The 26,010-nt window shown below is 40.2% G+C and carries 20 protein-coding genes; 5 read left to right on the forward strand and 15 right to left on the reverse strand.

All coding sequences use genetic code 11. The annotated features are described in order from the left end of the window. Positions 1–33: 33 nt before the first annotated feature. Positions 34–828 (reverse strand): hypothetical protein, encoded by a 795-nt coding sequence (locus tag Q1R07_RS06545; RefSeq protein WP_300487532.1) that lies wholly within the window; start codon positions 826–828, stop codon positions 34–36. Positions 829–890: 62 nt separating this feature from the next. On the opposite strand from Q1R07_RS06545, the gene Q1R07_RS06550 reads away from it, so the two are divergent. After that, positions 891–1,574, forward strand: coding sequence for a phosphoribosyltransferase family protein (locus Q1R07_RS06550; protein WP_300487534.1), 684 nt, complete (start codon positions 891–893; stop codon positions 1,572–1,574). Between the two features lie 78 nt (positions 1,575–1,652). Beyond that, on the forward strand, positions 1,653–3,266 hold the full coding sequence (locus Q1R07_RS06555; RefSeq protein ID WP_300487537.1) for an Ig-like domain-containing protein: 1,614 nt from the start codon (positions 1,653–1,655) through the stop codon (positions 3,264–3,266). Here Q1R07_RS06555 and Q1R07_RS06560 read toward each other — a convergent pair. The 6 genes from Q1R07_RS06560 to Q1R07_RS06585 form a co-directional block, all read right to left on the reverse strand. After that, positions 3,253–4,020, reverse strand: a complete 768-nt coding sequence (locus Q1R07_RS06560; RefSeq protein WP_300487540.1) for an amidohydrolase — start codon at positions 4,018–4,020, stop codon at positions 3,253–3,255. The genes Q1R07_RS06555 and Q1R07_RS06560 overlap by 14 nt on opposite strands. Before the next feature lie 154 nt (positions 4,021–4,174). Beyond that, positions 4,175–4,918 (reverse strand): succinate dehydrogenase/fumarate reductase iron-sulfur subunit, encoded by a 744-nt coding sequence (locus Q1R07_RS06565; protein ID WP_300487543.1) that lies wholly within the window; start codon positions 4,916–4,918, stop codon positions 4,175–4,177. A gap of 44 nt (positions 4,919–4,962) precedes the next feature. Then, a complete protein-coding gene (locus Q1R07_RS06570; RefSeq protein WP_300487546.1) occupies positions 4,963–6,963 on the reverse strand; it encodes a fumarate reductase/succinate dehydrogenase flavoprotein subunit in 2,001 nt (666 codons plus the stop codon). 20 nt (positions 6,964–6,983) lie between these two features. Beyond that, the gene (locus Q1R07_RS06575; protein ID WP_300487549.1) at positions 6,984–7,820 is read right to left on the reverse strand and encodes a succinate dehydrogenase cytochrome b subunit; all 837 of its coding nucleotides are present in this window, start codon (positions 7,818–7,820) and stop codon (positions 6,984–6,986) included. Between the two features lie 177 nt (positions 7,821–7,997). After that, positions 7,998–8,864, reverse strand: a complete 867-nt coding sequence (locus tag Q1R07_RS06580) for a hypothetical protein (RefSeq protein ID WP_300487552.1) — start codon at positions 8,862–8,864, stop codon at positions 7,998–8,000. A gap of 53 nt (positions 8,865–8,917) precedes the next feature. After that, positions 8,918–9,772 (reverse strand): ChaN family lipoprotein, encoded by an 855-nt coding sequence (locus Q1R07_RS06585; RefSeq protein ID WP_300487555.1) that lies wholly within the window; start codon positions 9,770–9,772, stop codon positions 8,918–8,920. Positions 9,773–9,882: 110 nt separating this feature from the next. On the opposite strand from Q1R07_RS06585, the gene Q1R07_RS06590 reads away from it, so the two are divergent. Both Q1R07_RS06590 and Q1R07_RS06595 read left to right on the forward strand, forming a co-directional pair. After that, positions 9,883–11,175 carry an aminopeptidase P family protein gene (locus tag Q1R07_RS06590; protein WP_300487558.1) on the forward strand — a complete coding sequence of 431 codons (1,293 nt, stop codon included), beginning with the start codon at positions 9,883–9,885 and terminating at the stop codon, positions 11,173–11,175. 111 nt (positions 11,176–11,286) lie between these two features. Continuing rightward, entirely contained in the window at positions 11,287–12,069 is a 783-nt protein-coding gene (locus Q1R07_RS06595; protein WP_300487560.1) for an alpha/beta hydrolase, read from the forward strand. Here the strand turns inward: Q1R07_RS06595 and Q1R07_RS06600 are convergent, their stop codons facing one another. The 4 genes from Q1R07_RS06600 to Q1R07_RS06615 form a co-directional block, all read right to left on the reverse strand. Next, complete coding sequence (locus Q1R07_RS06600) at positions 12,070–14,835, reverse strand: PD-(D/E)XK nuclease family protein (protein WP_300487562.1); 2,766 nt, start codon at positions 14,833–14,835, stop codon at positions 12,070–12,072. A 63-nt stretch (positions 14,836–14,898) separates the two neighbouring features. Next, positions 14,899–16,302, reverse strand: coding sequence for an OmpA family protein (locus tag Q1R07_RS06605; protein WP_300487564.1), 1,404 nt, complete (start codon positions 16,300–16,302; stop codon positions 14,899–14,901). 109 nt (positions 16,303–16,411) lie between these two features. Beyond that, positions 16,412–17,608, reverse strand: a complete 1,197-nt coding sequence (gene kbl / locus Q1R07_RS06610; protein ID WP_300487566.1) for a glycine C-acetyltransferase — start codon at positions 17,606–17,608, stop codon at positions 16,412–16,414. Positions 17,609–17,641: 33 nt separating this feature from the next. Next, positions 17,642–20,794, reverse strand: a complete 3,153-nt coding sequence (locus Q1R07_RS06615; RefSeq protein WP_300487569.1) for a UvrD-helicase domain-containing protein — start codon at positions 20,792–20,794, stop codon at positions 17,642–17,644. 119 nt (positions 20,795–20,913) lie between these two features. Between Q1R07_RS06615 and Q1R07_RS06620 the strand changes: the two genes are divergently transcribed. Continuing rightward, on the forward strand, positions 20,914–21,522 hold the full coding sequence (locus tag Q1R07_RS06620; RefSeq protein WP_136403469.1) for a superoxide dismutase: 609 nt from the start codon (positions 20,914–20,916) through the stop codon (positions 21,520–21,522). A gap of 227 nt (positions 21,523–21,749) precedes the next feature. Here Q1R07_RS06620 and Q1R07_RS06625 read toward each other — a convergent pair whose 3' ends face one another. From Q1R07_RS06625 to Q1R07_RS06640, 4 genes are all read right to left on the reverse strand, one after another. Continuing rightward, complete coding sequence (locus Q1R07_RS06625) at positions 21,750–23,648, reverse strand: amidophosphoribosyltransferase (protein WP_300487574.1); 1,899 nt, start codon at positions 23,646–23,648, stop codon at positions 21,750–21,752. Between the two features lie 64 nt (positions 23,649–23,712). Then, positions 23,713–24,642 (reverse strand): PfkB family carbohydrate kinase, encoded by a 930-nt coding sequence (locus Q1R07_RS06630; protein WP_300487578.1) that lies wholly within the window; start codon positions 24,640–24,642, stop codon positions 23,713–23,715. A gap of 99 nt (positions 24,643–24,741) precedes the next feature. Continuing rightward, a complete protein-coding gene (gene rnhA / locus Q1R07_RS06635; RefSeq protein WP_300487580.1) occupies positions 24,742–25,218 on the reverse strand; it encodes a ribonuclease HI in 477 nt (158 codons plus the stop codon). Position 25,219: 1 nt separating this feature from the next. Next, entirely contained in the window at positions 25,220–25,783 is a 564-nt protein-coding gene (locus Q1R07_RS06640; protein WP_300487582.1) for a phosphoribosylglycinamide formyltransferase, read from the reverse strand. Between the last annotated feature and the right edge of the window lie 227 nt (positions 25,784–26,010).

Genomic DNA, 26,010 nt, shown 5'->3' on the forward strand with positions numbered 1-26,010 from the left:
AAAAACAGGAGAAATTTTAACTTTTTACACCAATTATCTAAATTGGAAATTCGCCGTTCCGATTATACGGTCCTGATGGATTATGTTCACTTCATAATCGCCGCGGATCAGCTTTTTTTTATCCACATCTACAAAGGCGCAGACATCGGTGGATTTATTTTCGTAGAATACGATTCCTTTAGCCGTACAGCTTAAATCGCAGTTGAATTTTTCATCCGGATGGGAACAATTGGCCAGTACCATATGTTCGGGATCAACGATCTGATAAAAAATTTCCTGGTTTCCTTTTGAAACCGTTTCATTATAACCTAAGGTATAACAAATACGGATCTGGTCTATTTTTTTGGAACGATTGGTTTCCAGATAATCACTGTAGATGATTTTTACGCCTCTTACACTAACATTGAGTGCTTTTAAGTATTTTGAAGACGCATCAGTATTGTCGGAAGGAGTGTCGGATTCGGCTAATGATTTAACGGGTTTTCGTTTTTCCGCTTTAATTTTAGCACTTAGCGGTTTGTTTTTTACAACTTCTGTCTTAAAATGACTGGTTCCGACAGTTTTTAAAAGAGTATTGGATGGCACGGTGGACTTAAAAGGAGTCATTGCGGCCTTTGTTCGACCGACCAGCATATTACTGACCGAATCGTACCGCTTTAAAATCTCCAAAAGCTCATTCTTATGAAGGGAATTTTCCAGAGAAAGCTTATCTTTAAGCGTCTTATTTTCAACGGATAACCGATATAAATTAAAAGACAGGGTGAACACTCCGATGAGCAGTACACCAACACTTACCTGAATTAATTTTGTAGCGCTTTTACGTACCATTTCTATTTAATAATCGCTAAAAGTATTCCGCCTTCCGTAATTCAAAAAAAATAATCGATGAAATGATAAAAAACTTGATAAACTTACTTTTTCCGCCAATTTGCGTTGGCTGTAATTCCGTTTTATTGCAAAATGAGAAGATTATATGTCTTAAATGCCGTCATGAGCTTCCTTACACCGATCATCCGATTACCAACGCCAATATGACTTATAAAAAGTTCTACGGACGGCTTCCGTTAGTCCACGGATCTTCGCTTTTATATTACCGTAAAAATGGTGTTACACAACAACTTATCCACCATTTAAAGTACAAAGGCCAACAGGAAATTGGCACTTTACTCGCCGAATGGTACTTCGCCCGATTTGAAGCCAATCCTGATTTACAAACCGTGACCGATATCATTCCCGTTCCGCTACATCCAAAACGGTTGCACGAACGCGGTTATAACCAGCTGACTACATTTGGTCGTACTTTGGCAGACGGTTTCCATACTTTTTATAACGATCAGCTATTATACCGAAAGCGGTACTCGAAAACCCAAACCAAAAAGACGCTTTTCGGACGAACCGAAACCGATATGGAACTGTTTGCGCTTCGCGATATTAATTCCTGTCGCGGAAAACATTTCCTATTAATCGACGATGTGATAACCACGGGTTCGACATTGGAAGCCTGTGGCAAACAATTGTTAAAAATTCCGGGAGCAAGGCTGAGTATTGCCACGATTGCCTATACCGACTCGTAATTTTACAAAGATTTTCCAAAAAGATTTTCTTTCCACTGAATATAATCGTTATTTTGTGCTGTTAAAATCACTGCTAACATGTTGAAATACCGCATCGCTTTTCTTATTGTTGTTTTTTCGCTACTGCTAACCAGTTGTGCCAAAAGAGGTATGGTTTCGGGTGGACCGAAAGATACTATTCCGCCGACGATTACTTTTAGTACGCCTAAGAATTTCAGCACTAATTTTACCGGTAATTTTATCAAAATCAACTTTAGTGAATATATTAAGGTAAAAGACATCAACAAGCAGTTGATCATTTCTCCTCCAATGAAAAAAGCTCCGGATATTATTCCAATGGGCTACGCCAGTAAATATATCACGATTAAGATCAAGGACACTTTACAACCCAATACGACATACAGTTTTAATTTCGGGCAAAGTATTTCCGACAATAACGAGCAAAATCCATACTCGCAGTTTAAATATGTTTTCTCGACCGGATCGTATATTGATTCTTTAAAAATTGGCGGAATCATTCGTGATGCACACGATATAAAAACCGATAATTTTGTTTCGGTAATGTTGTATGAAGCAAGCACATTTGCCGATTCAACCGTTTTTAAACAACAACCTCGCTATGTAACCAATACACTGGACAGTTTAAAAGTTTTTACACTTGAAAATGTAAAAGAAGGCGATTATTACCTTGTAGCGCTTAAAGACCAGAACAACGATTACAAATTCAACCCTAAAACGGATAAAATTGCATTCTTTAAAAAACCGATACGTATCCCTAACGATACGATTTTCCGATTGGATCTGTTCAAAGAAGAGATCGCTTTTAAAGCCGAAAAACCGTCACAGGAAAACGCAAATAAACTGATCATGGGTTTTGAAGGTAAGGAAAAAGCAAAAAACACCAAGATTACGGTTTCCAAAGGAAATGAGGAACTTCGTTCGGTTATTACAAAATATCCTTCGAAAGACTCCTTGTATATCTGGCTTCCAAAAATAAAGGCCGACTCCTTAAAAATTAATGTCCGTAATGGCGATTATACAAAAGATTTTACCGCGAAAATAAAAGAAATGAAGGCCAAAGCCGATACCTTGTCTTTTGAAGCCAAACCAAGCGGCACAATTGGTTTTAGAGATATTCTTACCATTACGCCGTCGATTCCAATCTCAAAAATTGACAACACAAAAATCAGACTGATTAATGTAAAAGATTCAACGGCAGTACTACCGTTCCAACTTACGTATCATGAGTATGAAAAGAAACTGGAAATCGACTTTAAAAAAGAGGCCGATCAGCGGTATAAGTTAACTCTATTTCCAGGCGCTTTGACCGATTTTTACGAAACCCCGAACGACACTTTAAAGTATACGCTGGGAACGCGTAGCAATACCGATTTCGGAAATTTACGCGTCCGACTTGAACATGTAAAACGCTTTCCGGTAATACTGGAAATACTCGATAAAAACGGAAAAACCATCGCGTCGGAATACAGTGAAAAAGAAACGGTTATTGATTTCAATTTGCTCGATCCGGCCACCTATACCCTACGTCTTATCTACGACGACAATAAAAACCGTAAATGGGATACCGGTAATTTCCTAAGAAAAGAGCTTCCGGAAGAAGTACTCTATTTCCAGGGTGAAGTTGATGTACGCGCCAATTGGGACGTAGATCAGGTTTTTAAAGGAGATTAAACCTATCCCTATCTCTCAGGAAGCCCAGTTTATTTCTGTTCGCCAGCATTAATTCTTTATCCAATTGTACCGAAAAGACCACTTCTTTTTCAACCGGTTCCACTAAGGCATTCCCCAGGTAATCCAAAACCTGCGAATGACCGGAATAAAAATTGTGGTTTACATCGTCGCCAATTCGGTTGACACCAATTACATAGGACATATTTTCGATGGCTCTTGCTTTTAAAAGTGTATCCCAGGCCAGGATTCGCACCTGCGGCCAATTGGCCACATAAATCAACAGATCGTAATCGTCGTTATTTCGGGAATATACCGGGAATCGCAAATCGTAACAGATTAACGGGCAAATACGCCAACCCAGGTAGTTTACCACCAAACGTTCGGTTCCGCCGGACGTATAGGTTTTGTGTTCTCCCGCCAAAGAAAACAAATGGCGTTTGTCGTAGTGTTCGACATCGCCGTTTGGAAAGACAAAAAGCAAGCGGTTATAAAAATTCCCGTCTTCCTTAATCACCAGGCTACCTGTTATCGCGCAGTTTTTTTCCGTAGCGGTTTGTTTCATCCAATTCACCGTTGAACCATTCATAGGCTCAGCGACTTCTTCAGGATTCATTGTAAATCCGGAACTAAACATTTCCGGTAAAACAATTAGTAAGGAATCTTCGGGTATATTCTGAATTTTTGCTGCGAAATAATTTCTGTTCACTTCCGGGTTTTCCCAAAATAGCGGCGCCTGAATGATACTGACTTTCATCTTGTGTTATTATTTTTAATGTTGGCGAGTTTTATCTAATAAAAATATGAAAGTTCTGTCAAAAGAAACGGTTTCGGGCTATAATTTCGATGTAAAAAACAAAAACGCACCCAACGGAACGAAGGGTGCGTTTTAAATCGTGATTTTTTTAAACCTATTTGATACTTGCCTTAAAGTATTCTCTGTTCATACGAGCAATATTCTCAAGCGAAATACCTTTTGGACATTCGACTTCACAGGCTCCTGTATTGGTACAGTTTCCAAATCCTTCGTTGTCCATTTGTTCTACCATGTTTAATACACGCTCCGCTGCCTCAACTTTACCTTGTGGTAACAAGGCAAACTGGGAAACTTTTGCCGATACGAATAACATAGCAGATGAGTTTTTACAAGTTGCTACACAAGCACCACATCCGATACAGGTTGCCGCGTCAAAAGCTCTGTCGGCATCGTGTTTTGGAATTGGAATAGCATTGGCATCCTGTGTATTTCCGGAAGTGTTTACCGAAATAAATCCACCAGCATGTTGGATTCTGTCAAAAGCACTTCTGTCTACTACTAAATCTTTAATTACCGGGAATGCTTTAGCACGGAATGGCTCGATAAAAATCGTATCGCCATCTTTGAACATACGCATATGCAACTGACATGTTGTTACACCTTTGTCCGGTCCGTGAGCTTCTCCGTTAATATAAAGGGAACACATTCCGCAGATTCCTTCACGACAATCGTGGTCGAAAGCTACCGGTTCGTCTCCTTTTTCTACTAATCCGTCGTTTAATACGTCTAACATTTCAAGGAAAGACATATCCGGTGACACATCGCTGATTTTATAATCAACTAATTGTCCTTTATCTTGAGCGTTTTTCTGACGCCATATTTTTAACGTTAAATTCATAACTTTGAGTATTAAGTATTAAGAGGATCCCTTAACACATTACATTATTTGTAACTTCTTTGTACCGGTTTCACATTTTCGAATTTCAGCTCTTCTTTGTGTAATACGGCTTCTCTAGGATCTCCTTTGTATTCCCAGGCAGCTACGTACGCAAAGTTGATGTCATCACGTTGTGCTTCTCCTTCTTCCGTTTGATATTCTTCTCTGAAGTGTCCACCACATGATTCGTTTCGGTGTAAAGCATCTTTCGCAAATAATTCTCCTAATTCAAGGAAATCGGCTACACGTAATGCTTTTTCCAGTTCCTGATTGAATCCGTTAACATCACCCGGTACACGAACGTCTCTGTAGAACTCTTCACGGATGGCTTTGATTTCTTCCATCGCTTCTGCTAATCCTTTTGCGTTACGCGCCATCCCTACTTTATCCCACATTACTTTTCCAAGTTTTCTGTGGAAGTAGTCTACGGAATGTGTTCCGTTATTTTTACTTAATTTTTCAATCAGATCTCTAACGTTTTTCTCTGCCTCGATAAACTCCGGTAAATCGGTTGAGATTTTTCCGGTACGGATATCTTTAGACAAATAATCTCCGATAGTATACGGTAATACGAAATATCCGTCGGCAAGACCCTGCATCAAAGCAGACGCTCCTAATCGGTTCGCTCCGTGATCGGAGAAGTTTGCTTCACCAATAGAATAACAACCTTCGATAGTCGTCATCAGGTTATAATCTACCCAGATTCCACCCATAGTATAGTGAACCGCAGGATAAATCATCATTGGTGTTTCGTATGGATTATCGTCAACGATTTTCTCATACATCTGGAACAAGTTACCATATTTATTGGCTACTACTTCTGTTCCTAATTTTTTAACAAGAGCCGCATCCTCTGGGTTTAAGTGTTTGATTTTTGCCTGCTCTTTTCCATAACGTTGGATCGCAGAGGCGAAATCAAGATAAACCGCTTCTCCTGTTTTGTTTACTCCGAAACCGGCATCACATCTTTCTTTTGCCGCACGCGAAGCTACGTCACGCGGTACAAGGTTACCAAAAGATGGATAACGTCTTTCCAAATAGTAATCTCTATCTTCTTCAGCAAGATCCGTCGGTTTTAAACGACCTTCGCGGATTGCCTGTGCATCTTCTAATTTTTTAGGTACCCAGATACGACCGTCATTACGCAATGATTCGGACATCAATGTTAATTTTGACTGGTGATCACCCGAAACCGGAATACAGGTTGGGTGAATTTGCGTATAACAAGGGTTAGCGAAATACGCTCCTTTTTTGTGGATTTTCCAGGCTGCCGTTACGTTACTTCCCATCGCATTTGTAGAAAGGAAGAATACGTTTCCATAACCTCCGGAAGCAATCACTACAGCGTGAGCCGAATGTCTTTCGATTTCTCCGGTAACCAGGTTACGGGCAATGATTCCTCTTGCTTTTCCTTCAACAATTACAAGATCCAACATTTCGTGACGGTTATACATTTGGATTTTTCCACGTCCGATCTGACGGTTCATCGCAGAATAAGCTCCCAATAATAACTGTTGTCCGGTTTGTCCTTTTGCGTAGAAGGTTCTCGATACCAAAGTACCCCCGAAAGAACGGTTATCTAATAATCCGCCATATTCACGAGCCAAAGGCACCCCTTGAGCCACACATTGATCAATAATATTAGCCGAAACTTCTGCCAAACGGTGTACGTTTGCTTCACGGGCGCGGTAATCCCCACCTTTTACCGTATCGTAAAATAAACGGAAAGTTGAGTCACCATCTCCCTGGTAATTTTTTGCCGCATTGATACCTCCCTGTGCTGCAATCGAGTGCGCACGACGTGGAGAATCCTGAAAACAAAATGCTTTTACGTTATATCCTAATTCTGCTAAAGTTGCAGCAGCCGAACCTCCTGCCAATCCTGTTCCAACGATAATCACATCGATGTTACGCTTGTTGGCCGGGTTCACTAAGTTTATATGATCTTTATAGTCTGTCCATTTCGTCGAAATAGAACCTTGAGGTATTTTAGAATCTAATGCCATAATCTTTATCTATTATAGGATTATTTAAAGAAGTGAATATATAAAGGAATAATAGCAAATAATAACGGTACAATAATTGCAAATCCTTTTCCGAAAACTTTGATCGCCGGGGTGTATTTAGGATTGTTTGCTCCTAACGACTGGAAAGCACTATTAAATCCGTGTAGTAAGTGGAACGCTAATACCGCCATAGAAAACACGTAGAAAATTGTGAATGCCAATCCCCATTTCGGGTCTTTAAAGAATTCAATTGTAATGGTATGCAAATCTTTATATCCTTCTGCAAATTTCACTTTAAGTGGTTTTGTGTAGTAGAAATCACGTCCATCAATAACGATATTTTCCCCATCAACACTTTGTACCGGAATAAATTTATCCTGTCCCCATCCTGAAGTCAGGTAAAAATCCTGAGTTGCTCCCGGTTGTGCTTCAACTGTGATTTTTTGTAACGGCATTGTTGTAAAGTGCATTTTTGCCCAGAAATTTACCATGTGCGTTGCAATGAAAATCAAAATCAATGTTCCCAAAACAGCCATATTCCTAGATGCCCAGGCACTGTTTGCTCCAGCATTGTTCTTCGCATAACCAATAGGCCTCGCTTTTTTGTTTTGAATAGTTAGAAGAATACCGTCGATCGCGTGGAAAAGGATCGAAATGTAGGTAACATAAGATAGAATTTTTACCGCTGGATTGGTTGTCATAAACAATGCATATTCGTTGAACTGCAATTGTGTACCGAACAATAACTGTAGATTACCTGCTAAGTGTCCCACCAAAAACAAGCATAAAAATAAACCCGTAAGAGCCATCCAGTATTTCTTTCCAATAGATGACTTTAAAAGTGCAGATTTCGCCATAGTGTTTGATTGTAATAGTTTTTAAAAAAATCAAACAAAAATAAGGCTATTTCAAATTAACCGCAACCCTTTCAGGCTTATTTATAATGAATTTAAAGTATTTGTCCGATAGTATTGAGAAAAGCATATTCTCATTTTCCTATCTTATTAAATTATAGCGGAATAACTTTTGGAGTTTTATTTCTGATAGGTCGGCACCAAGCCTCTTAAGCCCATATCGACCACATTTTCCCCGGCAGATGGCTCGTATTTTCCATCCACATGAACTTCTTTCCACTCGAAACTGTTGTTTACCGATAGCGAAAGCGTCACTTCGACGTCGCGGGTTTCATTTCCGGTGATCACCAAAGGTGTGGCAAATTTACCGGTTACGACGCACGATTTAGGTGGAATCGGAGACGTTGCATAAAGCGGATTTGGAACGGTGGTCGCTCCGGTTGCGGTCTGACCTGAAAACGGCATTCCGTTTACACTCAAAGCCCAATATCCCTGTTCGCGGTTTCCGTTTACCGGAAAACTACTGTTTCCGATATGATGTGTAGTCAAATAGGTTTTAAAACCGACAAAACTAGCCAATGTACCGGTATAATCGGTTCCCTGATGCAATATGTTAATATCGTAGTTTTGATACGAAAGCGATGTCCGTATCCATTCGTAACTTCCTGTTGCGACTTGACTCAAGGGTATCGACAAAAAGATTTCGCCTTCCTCAGCAATTTTCGACTGACTGAAATCAATGGCATTTTCGCCGCCTGCCATCGTTTCGGGCGCATGGTACACTACCGTCCCCATACCTAAGGCCGTACTGGCATTGGGTGCCAGTTCCATATAATGCGAACTGATTGCATTAAACGAAGGTGATTGTGCCGCATTACCTTCGGTAATAGCCGCCGGTTGGCCCAAATTGTTCAATCTTGGCTGTGTCGCATCAAACTTAAATCGCATTACCAAGTGTGGTTCGGCATTTTTTACATCATCATTATCATCGCACGAAAAGAATGCGATGGCAAGTAATACAATTAATATGATGCTTTTAAATTTCATAGCCTGGATTAACACAACATTACTAACAAAAATCCTGCCAAGATTTTGTTAAATCAGTATGTTTTGGTTACATCTTCATCTACAACGAGAATATAGTCGGCTTTATTGTAGTGCTCGGCCTCTAATTGCGAAATATTTTTTTGCGTAACCGTAGCAATAGTAATTATCTTACTTTCCGGGTTATTTCTCTTTAAATACCAATAGATTCCTTCGAAATTATCGCTGTGATACGTTCCGTTATAATGAATAAATACCGATTCCGGTTTTTGGTTTTTTTGGATAAAATAGGCCATCGTAGCATCTTTGATCGCCTGTGCTTTTGGCAGGTTATCCCCTCCATGACCGCCCATCATTTCAATCATTTTAACATAGCCCGGCAATTGCGCATCATAAGCTATCGGTAACGGCGCGATCCAGTTTTTCTCTTCCGGTGTCAATGCCTCCAAAGCCTCAAGTCCTTTTTTAAAAACCATACTGGCGTAACGGCGCGGTACATTGGTAGCTACAAAATGTTTACGATGTTCTTTTGCATAGTCTACCAAAGGCTTATAATCGGTTTTATGATTGTTCCAAAGCCTTGCCAGCGTATCAAATGCTTTTTGATCAATTTCGCCACGCAGGTATTGATCCAATTGTTTCTGATTGTCGGCTTCGATCATTTCGGCGCCTAATACGACTTCTCTTTTTTCACCCAGATCTTTTGTCAGCTCCAATTGCAACCAATGAACAACCGAATTATCATGATGCTCGCCAAACAAAACCACTTCCGCCTTTTCGGCCGCTTTTAGCAGTTTTCCATAGTTTGCTTTTTTTCCTTTTTTATCAAATAACTGATACGGCATTTTGTCCTGCGCCTGCAAAATTGTCACAAAAAACAGGGGTATAAAGAGTGATAGTATTTTTTTCATGGCAGAAAATTACCCATTATTATGAATTCTTCAAAATTTTAAATTCGCATTAACACCATTTCGACCTAAAATCTCTAAATTTGAAGTTCTATACTTAAATTTATTTCGTTATGAAATACCATCAGATTGACCGAAACCTTTTTATCAAAAACCGCAAGAAATTCACTGCGGCTATGAAACCAAACAGCATTGCCATTTTTAACTCCAACGATATCTATCCGGTTAGTGCCGACAGTACACTTCCGTTCGCACAACACCGCGACATCTTCTATCTGTCGGGCGTAGATCAGGAAGAAAGCGTTTTATTGCTTTTCCCGGATGCTCCGTACGAACATCAGAAAGAAATACTTTTTCTTAGAGAAACAAACGAACACATTGCCGTTTGGGAAGGTGAAAAACTTACTAAAGAACGCGCTTTTGAAGTGTCGGGAATCAAGACGGTTTATTGGTTACAGGATTTCAAAAAAGTTTTATACGAACTGATGACCTATGCCGATACGATGTACATCAACACAAACGAACACTACCGCGCTTCTGTGGAAACAGAAACACGTGAGGCTCGTTTTATCAAATGGTGGAAAGAAACGTATCCGGCACATAAAGTAGAAAAGAGCAATCCTATTTTACAGCGCATTCGTTCGGTAAAAGAAAGCGAAGAACTGGATCTGATCCAACAGGCTTGTAACATTACCGAAAAAGGATTCCGTCGTATTTTATCGTTTGTAAAACCAGGCGTTATGGAATATGAAGTGGAAGCCGAATTTGCACACGAATTTTTACGAAACCGTTCCAAAGGTTTTGCTTATACGCCGATTATCGCTTCGGGTAATAACGCGAATGTTTTACACTATATCGAAAACAACCAACAATGTAACGACGGCGATTTATTGTTATTGGACGTAGGTGCCGAATACGCCAACTATTCCAGCGATATGACCCGTACAATTCCGGTTTCGGGACGTTTTACCAAAAGACAGCGTGAAGTTTATGACGCCGTATTACGCGTTAAAAACGAAGCCGCCAAAATGTTGGTTCCGGGGAATTTCTGGAAACAATACCATGTGGAAGTCGGTAAAATTATGACGTCTGAGTTACTGGGATTAGGTTTGCTTGACAAAGCGGATGTTCAAAACGAAAATCCGGAATGGCCGGCGTATAAAAAATATTTTATGCACGGTACGTCACACCATATGGGATTAGATACGCACGATTATGGTTTACTATATGAGCCAATGCAGGCAAATATGGTTTTCACTATTGAACCGGGAATTTATATTCCGGCCGAAGGATTCGGAATCCGAATTGAAGACGATGTGGTGATTCAGGCTAAAGGAGAACCGTTTAACCTGATGCGTAATATTCCTATCGAGGCTGATGAAATCGAAAGCCTGATGAATTCCTAATACGATATCAAACGAATTATAAAAACGGTTTGCGGCTTTGGTTTGCAAACCGTTTTCTTTTTCGGCCGTCTCGCTTTATTCTTTATTTTTGCACTATCAAAACCGCTTACTTTGAAGTTTTCCCTTTTTAAAAACGCTAAGATTGCCTATACGGATACCGGAAAAGGAACCGCACTTGTTTTTTTGCACGGTTTTCTTGAAAATGCCGGAATGTGGGATTTTTATACGACTGCGTTTTCCCAAAAATACCGCGTTATTACCATCGATCTTTTAGGTCACGGACAATCGGAATCGATCGGATATATTCATAGTATGGAAGATATGGCCGATGCCGTTCAGACGGTTTTAAGCGAACTTCGAATTCGGAAAGCCGTTTTTATCGGGCATTCGATGGGTGGTTATGTGGCGCTGGCTTTTGCCGAACTTTATCCGGATCACGTAAAAGGAATGGTACTTTTAAATTCGACTTCCAGAGCCGACAGTGAGGAGCGGAAACGCAACCGTGACCGGGCTATCGTTGCCGTAAAACAGAGTTATACAAATTTTATTAAAATGTCGATCGCAAATCTTTTTAGCGAAGATAACCGCGACCGACTGGCCGACGCAATTGAAACCGCCAAAACGGAAGCTTTAAAAACACCGTTACAAGGAATTATTGCCGCACTCGAAGGGATGAAAACCCGTAACGACCGGGAAGTGATTTTGCATTTTGCACCCTATCCGATTATGCTTATTCTCGGCAAAAAAGATCCGGTTTTAAATTATCAGGATAGTCTGGAGCAAATCGAGAATACCGGTGTAAAGCTGGTCACGTTTAACGACGGCCATATGAGTCATCTGGAAAATCAGGACGAACTGCTAACCGTACTCCGCGATTTTTTTAAAACCGTTTAATTATTTTATTTTTTCTTCGAAAGGAATTTCGGGATTCAAAATTTCATTGATCAGTATAACAATCTGCGTTCTGAAATCGGCAAGTATATCCGGGGTTACAATCGTTTCGTAGTCTTTTTCCACTTTTCTACCAAAAGGCATAAAGCCACCTCGCATGTTTTTAAACGACACAATTCCCACTTCCATTTCCAAACCTGCCGTTTTCTCTTCATACATAAACGCATAACAAAGCAACTGTATGATTTTGTCGTTTTTGATATCTTCGGTCAGACCTGTCCAATCTTTTAGCTGTACGTTGTTTTTTAAAACTTTTCCGGTTTTATAATCGACAATCCTGATTTTCCCGTTGCGTTGTTCGATCCGGTCGACATTCCCGGCAATTTTAACCGAAAACGGCAGCCGACTATCTTCTAATGTTCGTTCCAACGGCGTTTCCAAAGCGATTATTTTAACTACATCACCGGCTTCCAATTGTCGTTTTTCCTCTTTTAAAAAGTTATAGACATTCCGTTTGGCGACTTCAAATGCCAAAAGGTTCTTTCCTTTCGAAATCTCCCCTTCTTTATACACCAATCGGAATTGTTTTTCCACTTCCGAATCGGCCATCGCAAACAACCAATCCATATCCGTAAACGACAGGAATTTGCCAACATACGGTTTATACAATTCTTCCAAAGTGGCATGAATAATCGTTCCCAATGTATTCAGCGCAATGTTTTCCTCCACTTCTTCCACTTCCGAAATGCGCAGGATTCGTTGGTTGTAAAATTGAATCGGATTCCGCATATAAGTCGTCAGTCCCGAAGGCGAAAACCCTTTCCCGGTTGCGATTTCTTTTAAGCGCACCATCACCCGATCCGATTTTGGTACCGCTACCGGTTCGTAGGCTTTGTCCGGTAAAAAGGCATTATAAATCTGATGCGACAGGTTATGAGCCGGTTGCTTTTCGATTTCCAATTGCGTTATAAATCGGCTTCGTTCGCCCGCATCCAAACCTTCACTTTCCGTATTATACAACAGATAGATATTTTTGGCGCGTAACAGCAGATGATAAAAGTGATAGCTATAAATTGCGTCTTTTTCTTTGTAAGTAGGCAAGCCTAATTCGCGTTTTACATCGTACGGAATAAACGAATTCATGGTTTTTCCGGCTGGAAATTTCCCTTCGTTCATAGATGTTACGATCACGGTTTCGAAATCAAGAACACGACTTTCCAACACCCCCATGATCTGAAGTCCGGTTAACGGTTCCCCTTCGAATGAGACTTCCGCCAGATCGATCACTTGTTTGTACACTGTATAAAGCGTACTCACCGTATCCAGTTTCGGATGTGCTTCGTGGTAGTTGATCAGTTTATTGATGACTTTAAAAATCGAGTACAAAAAGGTTTTTGACAGCTTGTCTTCTTCCTTATCGTTGTTTAAAAACGATTTGATTGTCAATATGATTTGCGACAATCGATCCAATACTTGTCCGACATTATTATTATCCCATTTTTCAAACAACAACTGAAACAATGCGGATGGTTTTTCCTGGATTTCAAATAGTTTTTTATGTGTTAGAAACGTGATGTTATTTCTGTTGATCACCTGAACCAGCGATCCGGCTTTTACGTAGGGTTCCACCAATGGATGCGTGAGTATGTCCAACACTTCTTTATAATAGAAAACGTAGCTTTTTTCGTTTCGCTGAACGGCGTTTGTATGTAGTTTAAACAGCTTATTGATCAGAATCTGAGCCGGGTTATTTTTACTATTATAACCCATGGTGATATTGAGACTTTCCACCGACGATGGTAAGGCATAAAGCACCGGAATTAGCAAATTTTCTTCTCCTAAAACCAAAGCAACTTTATCGAGACTTTCGGTTTCGAGCTGAATTTCTTCTATTAGCTTTCCGGCTATTTTAGCCTGTCCTACGGTTTTGGGCGTTCCGATGATCCGGATATTTTTTTCCTCGCTAAAATCGTTTACAATCCACTCAAAAGGCTGGGTTGTATATTGTTTCCATTCTTTTTTAAAACGGCGTACAAACAAACCGGCATCGTGAAACGAATCATTTAAAAAAGCGGCGTCAATATCCCAATAGACTTTTGCCTGATCGTTAAACAGTAATTGTTGTATGATTTTTTCTTCGGCTTGATTCAAAGCGTTAAAACCGGCAAAAATTAATTTTTTGGATCCGAGCGCTTCCGAAAAATGATTGAGGTTTTCCACTGCTTCCCGATAAATTAATCCCTGATAACCGATTCCTTTTCGCAATAAATGATCGTATAGTGATTCGTAGTATAACGGTAAAAGTTTCCAGAATTCGAGGTAATTATCGATCATCGTGGTTCTTTTTTCCAGATCCAACGACCAGTGTTTGATATCTTCAATATCTTTTAAATATGAAAATATATGACTCGGTTTTAGCAGGTAGCGATCGATTTCATTAAAATCCTGTATCAGTGTTTTTGCCCAGTTGGCAAACAGTTCGAACGATTGTTGCTTTTCGGGTGGCGTTACTTCGAGGTAGACATCGTAGAACTCAAACAACAATTCGATATTATCACAGGTTCGTATACCGGCAACATCCTGTATAAAATCTTCGATACTGACGATTTCCGGAGCAAAAAGCGTCCCCGGCAATTGTTTTTTTAAGGCTTCTATCAGGAAAATACGCGCTCTTTTGTTGGGAAGTACAATCACAATATTGGAGATAGTATCCTGATACTGTTCGATAATCGCACTACTGAGCTTGTCTAAAAAGGAAAACGTTGCCATAGTATAAAAATAAAAAAACGCCCCGATAAACGGGGCGTTTTCCTTATTTATTTGTGTGGGAAATTATTTGATTAATTTAACCTCAACACGTCTGTTGTTAGCTTTACCTTTCGCTGTTTTGTTAGTATCGATTGGTTTAGACTCACCGTATCCGATTGAAGACAATCTTTCGAAGTCAATTCCGTTTTCGATTAAATAATCTTTAACAGCTTTAGCTCTCTCTTCAGATAATTTTTGGTTGAATGCATCTTTACCATCGCTATCTGTGTGTCCTTCGATGCTGAATCTAGAGTTTGGATACTCTTTTAAGATTGCAGTGATCGATTGTAACACAGGGAAAGTTTGTTTTTGGAAAGTAGCTTTACCAGAGTTGAACAAGATCGTTTTAGCGTAAGCATTTAATTTTTTGATAGTCTCGTCAGAAACTTCAGGACATCCGTTGTTAGCAACAGTTCCTTTAACATCTGGACATTTATCATCTTTATCAGCTACACCGTCACCATCTCTATCTGGCCAAGGACAACCACCGTTTTCTTTAGGACCTTTTACGTTTGGACATTTGTCTACGTTATCTGGCACACCATCACCGTCTGTATCAGGACATCCGTTGAATTGTTTTGGACCAGCTACTTCAGGACAAGCATCGTCTTTATCAGGAATTCCGTCACCGTCTGTATCAGGACAACCTTGGAATTCTTTAGGACCAGCTACATCTGGACAAGCGTCATCTTTATCTGGAATTCCGTCACCGTCTGTATCAGGACAACCTTGGAATTCTTTTAAACCAGGTACATCTGGACAAGCGTCATCTTTATCATAGATTCCGTCACCGTCTGTATCTTTACCTCCAAATTTGAAAGTAATACCTGCGAAGTGTTGCATGTGAGAAGGAACGTCTACTGACGGATCTCTTGTCTCATCAAATGAATGTTTGTAAGTTGAACGGAAAGATAAACCTACGTTTTCAGAGAACCAGAAAGTTAATCCTAAACCTCCGTTAACGGTTCCTGTACTAGCATCACCAAAGAAAGTATAACCTCCACCGATGTGTGCAGACGGATCAATAACTTTAGATCCGATCAGGTTCATGAAGCTATAGTTAATAACCCCATCAATTCCGTAGTAAGATAAATCTCCAGGATTTACTACAGTGTAATCTCCAGGTACTGTAACTCTTGGCTCAACAAATTTAGTGATTTTGTTTACCGATCCAGTTACGCCAAAAGAGAAGTTATCTCCAATGTGTCTGGAAACGTTAACAAAAGATACTGATGGAATAATGTTCCAGTTGGCTTTTGCGTTAAAAAACTGTGAAAATTGGTCTTCTAATTTCTTGCTAGCGCTGAATCTAGTGTCTACAGCATTCGCACCAATAGTAATAGCCCAAGGGTTATTGCTATCCTGAGCCTGCGAACTTAGACCCGCAAACATCAATGCTGCTACGAATAATTTGTTTAGATGTCTCATACTTTTTTTATTTAATTACAATACGTTATAATTACAGCAAAAGTAAGATGTAAAATATTAACTACAAAGCAATTTGTTAAAAAATTCGCTTTTTCTTACTAAAAACTTCTTACTGAATTACTTCCAATGCCTTTCCAACCTCTGTAAAAGCGCTTATAGCCTTGTCTAAATGCTCTTTAGAATGGGCTGCAGATAATTGTACCCGAATTCTTGCTTTATCTTTTGGAACCACCGGGAAAAAGAAACCAATTACGTAGATTCCTTTTTTAAGTAATTCATCTGCCATTACTTGCGAAAGTTTTGCATCATAAAGCATTACCGGTACAATTGCAGAGTCGCCATCGATGATATCAAATCCGGCCGCTTTCATACCCGCTTTAAAATAGTTCGTATTCCACTCCAGTTTGTCGCGCAATGTGGTATCTTTTTCCAACAATTCAAAAACTTTAATCGACGCGCCCACAATAGACGGTGCCAATGAATTTGAAAACAAATACGGTCTTGAACGTTGTCTTAAAATTTCGATTACTTCTTTTTTGGCCGTTGTATAACCACCCATCGCTCCACCTAAGGCTTTTCCTAATGTTCCGGTTATAATATCCACACGTCCCATTACATTTTTAGCCTCCAGCGTACCTTTTCCGGTCGCTCCGATAAATCCGGCGGCGTGACATTCGTCTACCATCACCATCGCATCGTATTTGTCGGCTAAATCACAGATTTTATCCAATGGCGCTACCAAACCGTCCATCGAAAAAACACCGTCGGTTACAATCAGCTTAAAGCGTCTTCCTTCTTCATTCGCTTTGATCAACTGCTGCTCCAAATCGGCCATATTGTTGTTTTCATAACGGTAACGGGCCGCCTTACACAAACGTACCCCATCGATAATCGAAGCGTGGTTTAAACTATCGGAAATGATCGCATCTTCTTCGCCTAATAATGGCTCAAAAACACCTCCGTTGGCATCAAAAGCAGCCGCATACAGTATCGTATCTTCCGTACCGTAGAAATCGGCAATTTTTCGCTCTAATGTTTTGTGAATATCCTGCGTACCACAGATAAAACGAACAGACGACATTCCGAATCCGTGTGTATCCAAAGCGTCTTTTGCCGCCTGAACCACTTCCGGATGCGATGACAATCCGAGGTAGTTGTTCGCACAAAAATTCAATACGGTTTCACCGGTCGAAATGGTGATTTCCGCACCTTGTGGCGACGTGATGATACGTTCTTTTTTAAACAATCCGTTATCCTGAATGGCATTTAATTCGTTCTGTAAATGCGCTTTAATTTTTCCGTACATGATATGCTGTTTATTCGGTTATTATTATTCCGGTTACAAATGTATCACATTTAACGTTTCCCCTATATATACCAGTGTTTTTTTCGCAACCTCATAACCCATTTCCCGTAAGGCCAGTTCGTATTCTTCCAACTGACGGGCGTATTTGGCCTGATGTGCTCCGGTTTTATAATCCAGTAAATAGGCCGTTGTTCCGCGTATAACCACGCGATCGGGCTTAATGGTTCTACTGTCTTTTTTAATGATACTTTGTTCGTTATAGATAGCATCGGCTTCTTCGAAAAACAGCCGTAGCTCTTCGTGATTTACAATCGTGTGCAACGTCTGTTCGACGGTTTCTTTTTGCATCCGGACAATCAATCCGGTTTCCTGTGCTTTTATCGAAGCCAGCGGAATATCGTTTTTGGTTTTTATAAACGATAGGATTTCGTGTAGTATATTTCCGAATTCAATTGCTTTTTCCTGTGTGGTTCCCCACATCAATGCTTCCCGTTGGGCAATCTTGATGGCTTTTGGATTTAGCTTTTCGTTTACTTCCACAATTAGCTGTTGCGTGTCGGTGTAACTTCCTCCTATCGACTGTCGGTTCGGTTCTCCGAATTCAAACACCATGCTATCCTCATTATAAACACCCTGAAAATCGAGGTATTTGATAAAGAACGACGACATGTTATTTTGTAATTCCCCTTTACTGCTGATGTTGCGCCCGGAAATAATATACAATTGCTCTTCGGCACGGGTTAACGCCACATACAAAACATTGATGTTATCCAGAATGTCCTGCTGACTTTTTTCTTCATAGACTTCGGCGGCTTTTCCACCGTATTCCGATACTTCTTTTTTGGCATCGACCAAGGCTCTGGAAATCGCAAATTCATCTTCTTCCATTTCGAGCCACATCTTATTCCGCGGTGCCGCAGCATAGTTTTCTTCTGCAAACGGAAAGATCACCACCGGAAATTCCAACCCCTTGGATTTATGGATCGTCATGATGCGAACCGCATTGTTTCCTTCGGGCGACGGAATACTAAATTTGGATCCGTTTTTATCCCAGTAATCGAGAAAATCCGCAATCCCGGACTGGGTTCGCACGTCTCTTTCCAATACCAGATCCAAAAAGTACTGCACATAGGAAATGGTACTTTTTTCTTTTATAAAAACGGCTATTATAATTTCGACGGTTTCATAGAGCGATTTCTTCCGGCATTCATCAAATGAAATTCCGATTCCGAGTTCCCGCAACCAGTTTTCGAGTGCCGCTTCCGTTTCCTGTTGCATCCCCTGTTCAATACAATCGTGAATCTGCAACTGGTTTTGACGATGCCGCGCTACAAAATATAAAAAGGCTGCTTTGGACTCTTTGTCGTTGTTGTTTTTCAGGTAACGCAGCACGTTTAAAATCAATCGTACTTCGGTTGCATTTTCGATCAGCAAGGTTTCGGACGATAATATCTTGATTCCGTTTTCGGTCAGGTAATTTGCCAACGCGACACCCGACGATCGCTTTCGCGTGAGCAACACAATATCTTTGTAGGCATACCCTTTTGCAACGACATCAAATATAGTTTTTAAGGTCGCTTTCAGGTATAACTGTTCTTTGTCGTTTGTTTCTTCTCCGTCTTCATCGGTTACTTCGACCGTTTCGGGAATAAATGAAATATTCACATAACCCCCTATTTTGGAATTGTTTTCCTGGTGACTGTGATTGCGGTAAAGATCCTGATAGTCTTCGTTTGAAAACTCATCGGCCAGCATCGCAAAAAAAGCGTTGTTAAACTGAATGATTTCCGAGTAACTCCTATAATTTTTCTCCAGTCGGACGAGTTTTTTATCCGGGTTTGAAAACGGATTATGGCATTTACTCAGCGCGATAAACTGCTCTGCTTTCCCACCGCGCCAACGGTAAATGGATTGTTTCGGATCGCCCACAATCATCAGCGATCCGCGTACGCCTGACAAATCTTCACTGGCCAGCGCATTGTCGATTAACGGAATCAGATTGTGCCATTGCATTTCGGACGTATCCTGAAATTCGTCGATAAAAAAATGACGGTAACGTTCGCCCAGACGTTCGTAAATAAACGGCGCCGGCTGGTTTTGAATTTCTTTATAAATGATCGCGTTAAACTCCGAAATCGACAGTATATTTTGCTCCTTCTGAATCCGTTCCAACTCCTGACTAATCGAGTTTAACAACGACAACGGTGTGATGTTTTTTAGAAAAGCCGTATAAAAATTCTTTTTTTCATAGTTTTTATAAACCGCATCCAGTAATGTGATCAACTCTCCGGAAATCGACTCGATTATATCCTTATCTTTTGCTGTTTTATTAACCGCGATATCATCGATCTCCCGAAACTTTTTATGCGAACTTTTTAATTCTCCTTTTTGGATATACCCCAAATGATTAGGAAACGTTCCGCGGGAAAATGATTTGAGGTCGATTCCTTTGCTTTCGATCAGCGCCATGGCTTCATCCGCCTTAGCCACACTATCGGCATCGAGATACGACACGGCTTCTTTTAGTTTGGTTTTAACCGCCAAAAACTCTTCGATCGATTTGCCTTCAAAGTTCTGAACCTCGTTCCGGTTGTTTTCATTGAGCAATAATCGGCCCACATCCAACAATTCTCCGGTCACATCCCAACTTCTGTCGTTATCGGTTTTATCCACGGAAAAATCGACCAATAGGTTTGTCAGTTCGTTTTCCTCACCCGCTTTAGCCACAATGGCGTCCACGGCTTCCATTAAAAGCGAATCCGTTTCCAACGAAACATCAAAGGTTACCGGCAAATTCAGATCGTGCGCAAAAGCACGGATTACTTTATGGGTAAATTTATCAATCGTAGAAATATCGAAAGACGCATAATTATGGATAATATTTTTGATGATCGCTTTCGATTTGTCCTGAATGGTCGCCAGACTTAGCCGCGTTTCTGCCGAAATATCCTTCATCAACTCCAAAGCTTTGTCATTGGTATCGGGTTTTGAGAACTCCGACAAACCGTTTACAATCCGGGTTTTCATTTCCTCTACGGCTTTATTGGTAAAAGTTATGGCCAGGATTTTTTTATACGCATCATTCGAATCGGCCGTCAATAAAATTTTAAGATACTCTTTGACAAGCGTATAGGTTTTACCCGATCCGGCGGAAGCGTCATAAATTGAAAAAGCAGTTTTCTCCACAATTAAGAAATGTTTATATTGGCATTACCAATATCAGAATAGAAAATTACTATTTTTTATTCCAAAGTATAATTTATAATTTTGAATAAAATTAATACTAATCTTTAAATAAAAATACTATGGCTTTCGAATTACCAAAACTTCCATATGCCTATGACGCGTTAGAGCCTCATATTGATGCCCGTACAATGGAGATTCACCATTCTAAACATCACAATGCATATACTACGAATTTAAACGCTGCAATCGCAGGAACGGATTTAGAAGGCAAAACAATCGAAGAAATCCTTAACGGTCTTGATTTGTCTAAAGCAGCTGTTCGTAATAATGGTGGTGGTTTTTACAATCACAATTTATTCTGGGAAGTGATGTCGCCAAACGGAGGCGGATTACCAACAGGAGAATTAGCAGAGGCTATCAATGCTTCTTTTGGTTCTTTTGACGAATTTAAAGCGCAGTTTTCAAAAGCAGGTGCGACACAATTTGGTTCCGGATGGGCATGGTTATGTGTTCAGAAAGGTGGAAAACTTGATGTTTGCGGAACTCCAAATCAGGACAACCCGTTAATGCCCGGTATCGGATGTGGCGGAACTCCTATTTTAGGAATGGACGTTTGGGAACATGCCTACTATTTGCACTATCAAAACAGAAGACCGGATTATATTGAGGCATTTTTCAATGTGATTAACTGGGCTGAAGTAGCAAAACGTTATGCAGCTGCAAAATAATCTAAAATAACAACTACAAATAGCCCCGATGGTACTACTGTCGGGGTTTTTTATTGATCATAAAATAAAAAGGTGGAATAGAATTCCACCCTTTTTGCCCCAAATCTACCATAAACTTAACCTACTAATGCTATGGTGATACAAATGTATTGTCAATGCTTTTTGCTATCAAAAAAATCAGATTATCTACTAATAAATTCGATAAAAAGCGTGTTTTTAACTACTTGTTAGTACGCGCGGGCGTCTTTACCTTCGTAAAAGTTCATAAAAGCACGGTTCACTACGCGATTACCACCATTGGTTGGATAGTCACCTGTGAAATACCAATCCCCTAAATTTTTCGGACAAGCCGTGTGTAAATTCTCCACGGTCTGGAAAATGATTTTCACTTCAGCATTAACATCCGACGAAGTTAACATCTCGGCAATCTTGTCTGAAATTTCCTGATCTGTAAACGGTGCGTATATTTCTTTTACATAGTTTACCACTTCATTATCCGGAAGGTGTTCCTGTGCTTTTGATTTCTGATACACTTCGTCTACCAAATGGTACAGATTGCGTTCTTTCAACAACTCTAATGTAGCCTGAAATGCGATCAGACCTTCCAGCTTGGCCATATCAATTCCGTAACAATCCGGATAACGGATTTGCGGTGCCGAAGAGACAATTACGATTTTCTTCGGATGCAAACGATCCATCATCTTGATAATACTCTTTTTTAAGGTTGTTCCCCGTACAATACTATCATCGATGATCACTAGATTGTCACTTGGATTGATCACCCCATATGTCACATCGTATACATGTGCCACCAAATCGTCACGACTACTATCTTCGGTAATAAAGGTGCGCAGTTTCGCATCTTTAATCGCTACTTTTTCGGTTCGGAGTTTTACCGATAAAATATCCTGTAATTTTTCGGCCGTCAACACTTCTTTATTCGCTAAAATATCGGAAATCTTACGTTGGTTTAAAAAATCCTGTGCCGCTTCGACCATTCCATAAAAAGAGGTTTCCGCTGTATTCGGTATATAAGAAAACACCGTATTATCGGTATCGTTTCCGATTGCTTCCAGAACCGCCGGCATGATCAACTTCCCTAATTCTTTGCGTTCCTGGTAAATTTCGGCATCACTTCCTCTTGAGAAATAAATTCTTTCGAACGAACAGGCTTTTAACGGTAGGGCTTCGCGGATCTGTTCGTCCAGTACTCTTCCGTCTTTTTTAACGATAATCGCATGTCCCGGTGTGATTTCACGGATGGCTTCAAACGGTACGTTAAATACGGTTTGAATCACCGGTCTTTCGGACGCTACAACTACGATTTCGTCATCCTGATAATAGAATGCCGGACGGATTCCAGCCGGATCACGGGTTACAAAAGCATCGCCGTGTCCTAAAAGTCCCGCCATAGCATATCCTCCGTCCCAGTTTTTGGACGCGCGTCGTAAAATACGGGCAATATCCAAACGTTCTGCAATTTCCGGTGACGCTTCTCTTTTACTTAATCCTTCGTTTTTACATTGTTGGTACAAATCGGTTACTTCATCATCCAAAAAATGTCCGATTTTTTCCATTACGGTAACCGTATCGGCCATTTCTTTTGGATGTTGTCCCAATCGAACCAGGTCGTCAAACAATTCTTTAACATTGGTCATGTTAAAGTTTCCGGCCACAATCAGGTTGCGATGCATCCAGTTGTTCTGACGTAAAAACGGGTGTACACTTTCGATACTGTTTTTACCAAAAGTCCCATACCGTACGTGTCCTAAAAACAATTCTCCGATATAGGGAATCTCCTGTTTCTGTAAATCCACGTTATCGTTATATTCCGGATGTGCGGTCAATTCTTCGTTTATACGCTGATTGATTTGCGCAAAAATATCCTGTATCGGCTGTGACTGGTTGGAACGAATTCTGCTAATATAGCGTTCTCCCGGTTCCACATCCAGTTTAATACTTGCCAAACCGGCTCCATCTTGTCCTCTGTTATGTTGTTTCTCCATTAAGAGATACATTTTCTGTATTCCGTAGAACGCAGAACCATATTTTTCTTTATAAAAGGATAATGGTTTTTTTAATCGTAAAAGGGCAATGCCACACTCGTGTTTTATTGCGTCACTCATAGTTGTTGTGTTGTTGTTGTGTATTAATAAAAAAAGCCCCGTTTCGAGGCTTCGGATGTTTCCGTTAATCTTGTAATGCGATGTCGAACTGTGTCAGCGCTTTAAACTGTTGTAGTCGGGACAGTACTTCGTGTTTTTCCAAACGCTCCATACGTTGTGTTCCGAATTCTTCTACACAGAACGAGGCTAAGTTCGAACCGTATACAATTGCATTTTTCATATTGCCAAACGAAATGTTTTCGCTTTGTGCAATAAATCCTGAGAACCCTCCTGCGAAAGTATCTCCGGCTCCAGTCGGATCAAAAACTTCCTCCAGCGGTAAAGCCGGTGCAAAGAAAACATCTTTATTATGGAACAATAACGCTCCGTGTTCTCCTTTTTTGATCACTACATATTTTGGTCCCATTGTATGAATTTTGGCTGCCGCTTTAACCAGCGAATATTCTCCTGATAGCTGACGCGCTTCTTCATCGTTAATGGTAATTACATCTACTCGTTTCATTACGTCCAGTAATTCCGGTAGTGCACAATCCATCCAGAAGTTCATGGTATCCAATACCACCAATTTCGGACGCGTTGTCATCTGATCCAGAACACTGCTTTGTACAATCGGGTGCAGGTTTCCTAACATAACCACATCGGCATCGGTATAATCGGCCGGTACTTTCGGTTGGAAATCCGCTAATACATTTAATTGGGTATCCAAGGTATCTCTGGAATTCAAATCGTTATGGTAGCGTCCGCTCCAAAAGAACGTTTTTCCACCTTTAACCACTTCCACTCCCGAAATATCGATGTTTTTATTTCGAAGCAAGTCCAAATACGCTTCCGGAAAATCTTCTCCTACAACAGAAACGATAGCTGATTTTATATTAAAAAATGACGCCGACAATCCGATATACGTTGCCGCCCCACCTAGAATCTTGTCAGTTTTTCCGAATGGCGTTTCAATCGCATCAAACGCAACGGTACCTACAATTAATAGTTTGTTCATAAAACGTGTTGAAAATTAGGGTGCAAATATACTTCATAAGTTTCAGAGTTGCAACGATTCAGCCTCACAAAGTAATGGTAAAGTTTTACAATACGATCGTTAATCGTGCTGCACTTTTTCATAATAGGTATCCACCGAAAGCTTTTCCTGTTGTGAAGCCATTACCGCCAATTGGTCACAACGCTCATTTTGAGGATGATTGTTATGCCCTTTGATCCATCTGAAATCGACGCGGTGTTTGCGGTATATCTTTAGAAAACGCATCCACAGATCGGGGTTTTTCTTGCCGTCGAAGTTTTTCTTTTCCCATCCGAACACCCATCCTTTTAAAACGGAATCGACCACATATTTGGAATCCGAAACCACCAAAACACTTGTTCCCTGAATTTTAAGTTTTTCCAGGCCAACAATTACCGCCAGCAATTCCATTCGGTTATTGGTTGTTAATCGGAATCCTTCGTAAAATTCTTTTTTATACGGTTTGCCTACCCATTGCAGGATTACGCCATAACCGCCCGGGCCCGGATTTCCTTTTGCCGCACCGTCTGTATATATATGTACTTCGTGAGAATGCACTTTATGCTTTTAATAAGTTTTCGATTACTATTGAAAAATGCTCGTGTTCCAACTCCTGAACTTTGGCCGCGATGGCTTCGGGTGTGGTACAACCTTCTACCGATACGGTTGCCTGAAACAAGATTCCGCCTTCATCATACTGTTCGTTTACATAATGAATCGTGATACCGGTTTCTTTTTCGCCATTTTCGAGTATGGCGCGGTGTACATTCATTCCATACATCCCTTTTCCGCCGTATTTTGGCAATAGAGCCGGGTGAATGTTTATAATTTTTCCCGGATATTGTTCGATTATCGACTCCGGAAACTTCCAAAGGAAGCCGGCCAAAACGATTAAATCGGGATCGATTGTCTTAATTTTTGTCAAAACGGTACCGTCAGAAAGCGCATTTTTGTCGAAAACGACGGTCGAAATTCCTAAATTTTGGGATTTCTCTAACACTTTTGCATCCGGTTTGTTCGAAAAAACAGCCGAAACAACCCCTGAATTACTATTTTTAAAGTGTAAAATTATTTTTTCTGCATTGCTTCCCGAACCCGAGGCAAATATGACGATCTTTCTCATTTATCCTTTGTTTTTCAGACCGCAAAAAAAAGAATAATAAATGATATTAAACAGTTTTTGAGAGCCTTTTCAAATTAATTTTTTATTTTCGTAGCTACATTTATTAACTAAAATGTTGTTTTAAAATAAAGTTTTTTATTTTTGCCAACAAATTAAATTTTAAAATTAAAGATTATGTCAGACATTGCATCAAGAGTAAAAGCGATTATCGTAGACAAATTAGGTGT

The organism is Flavobacterium sp., from assembly GCF_030146175.1.
Classification (GTDB): domain Bacteria; phylum Bacteroidota; class Bacteroidia; order Flavobacteriales; family Flavobacteriaceae; genus Flavobacterium.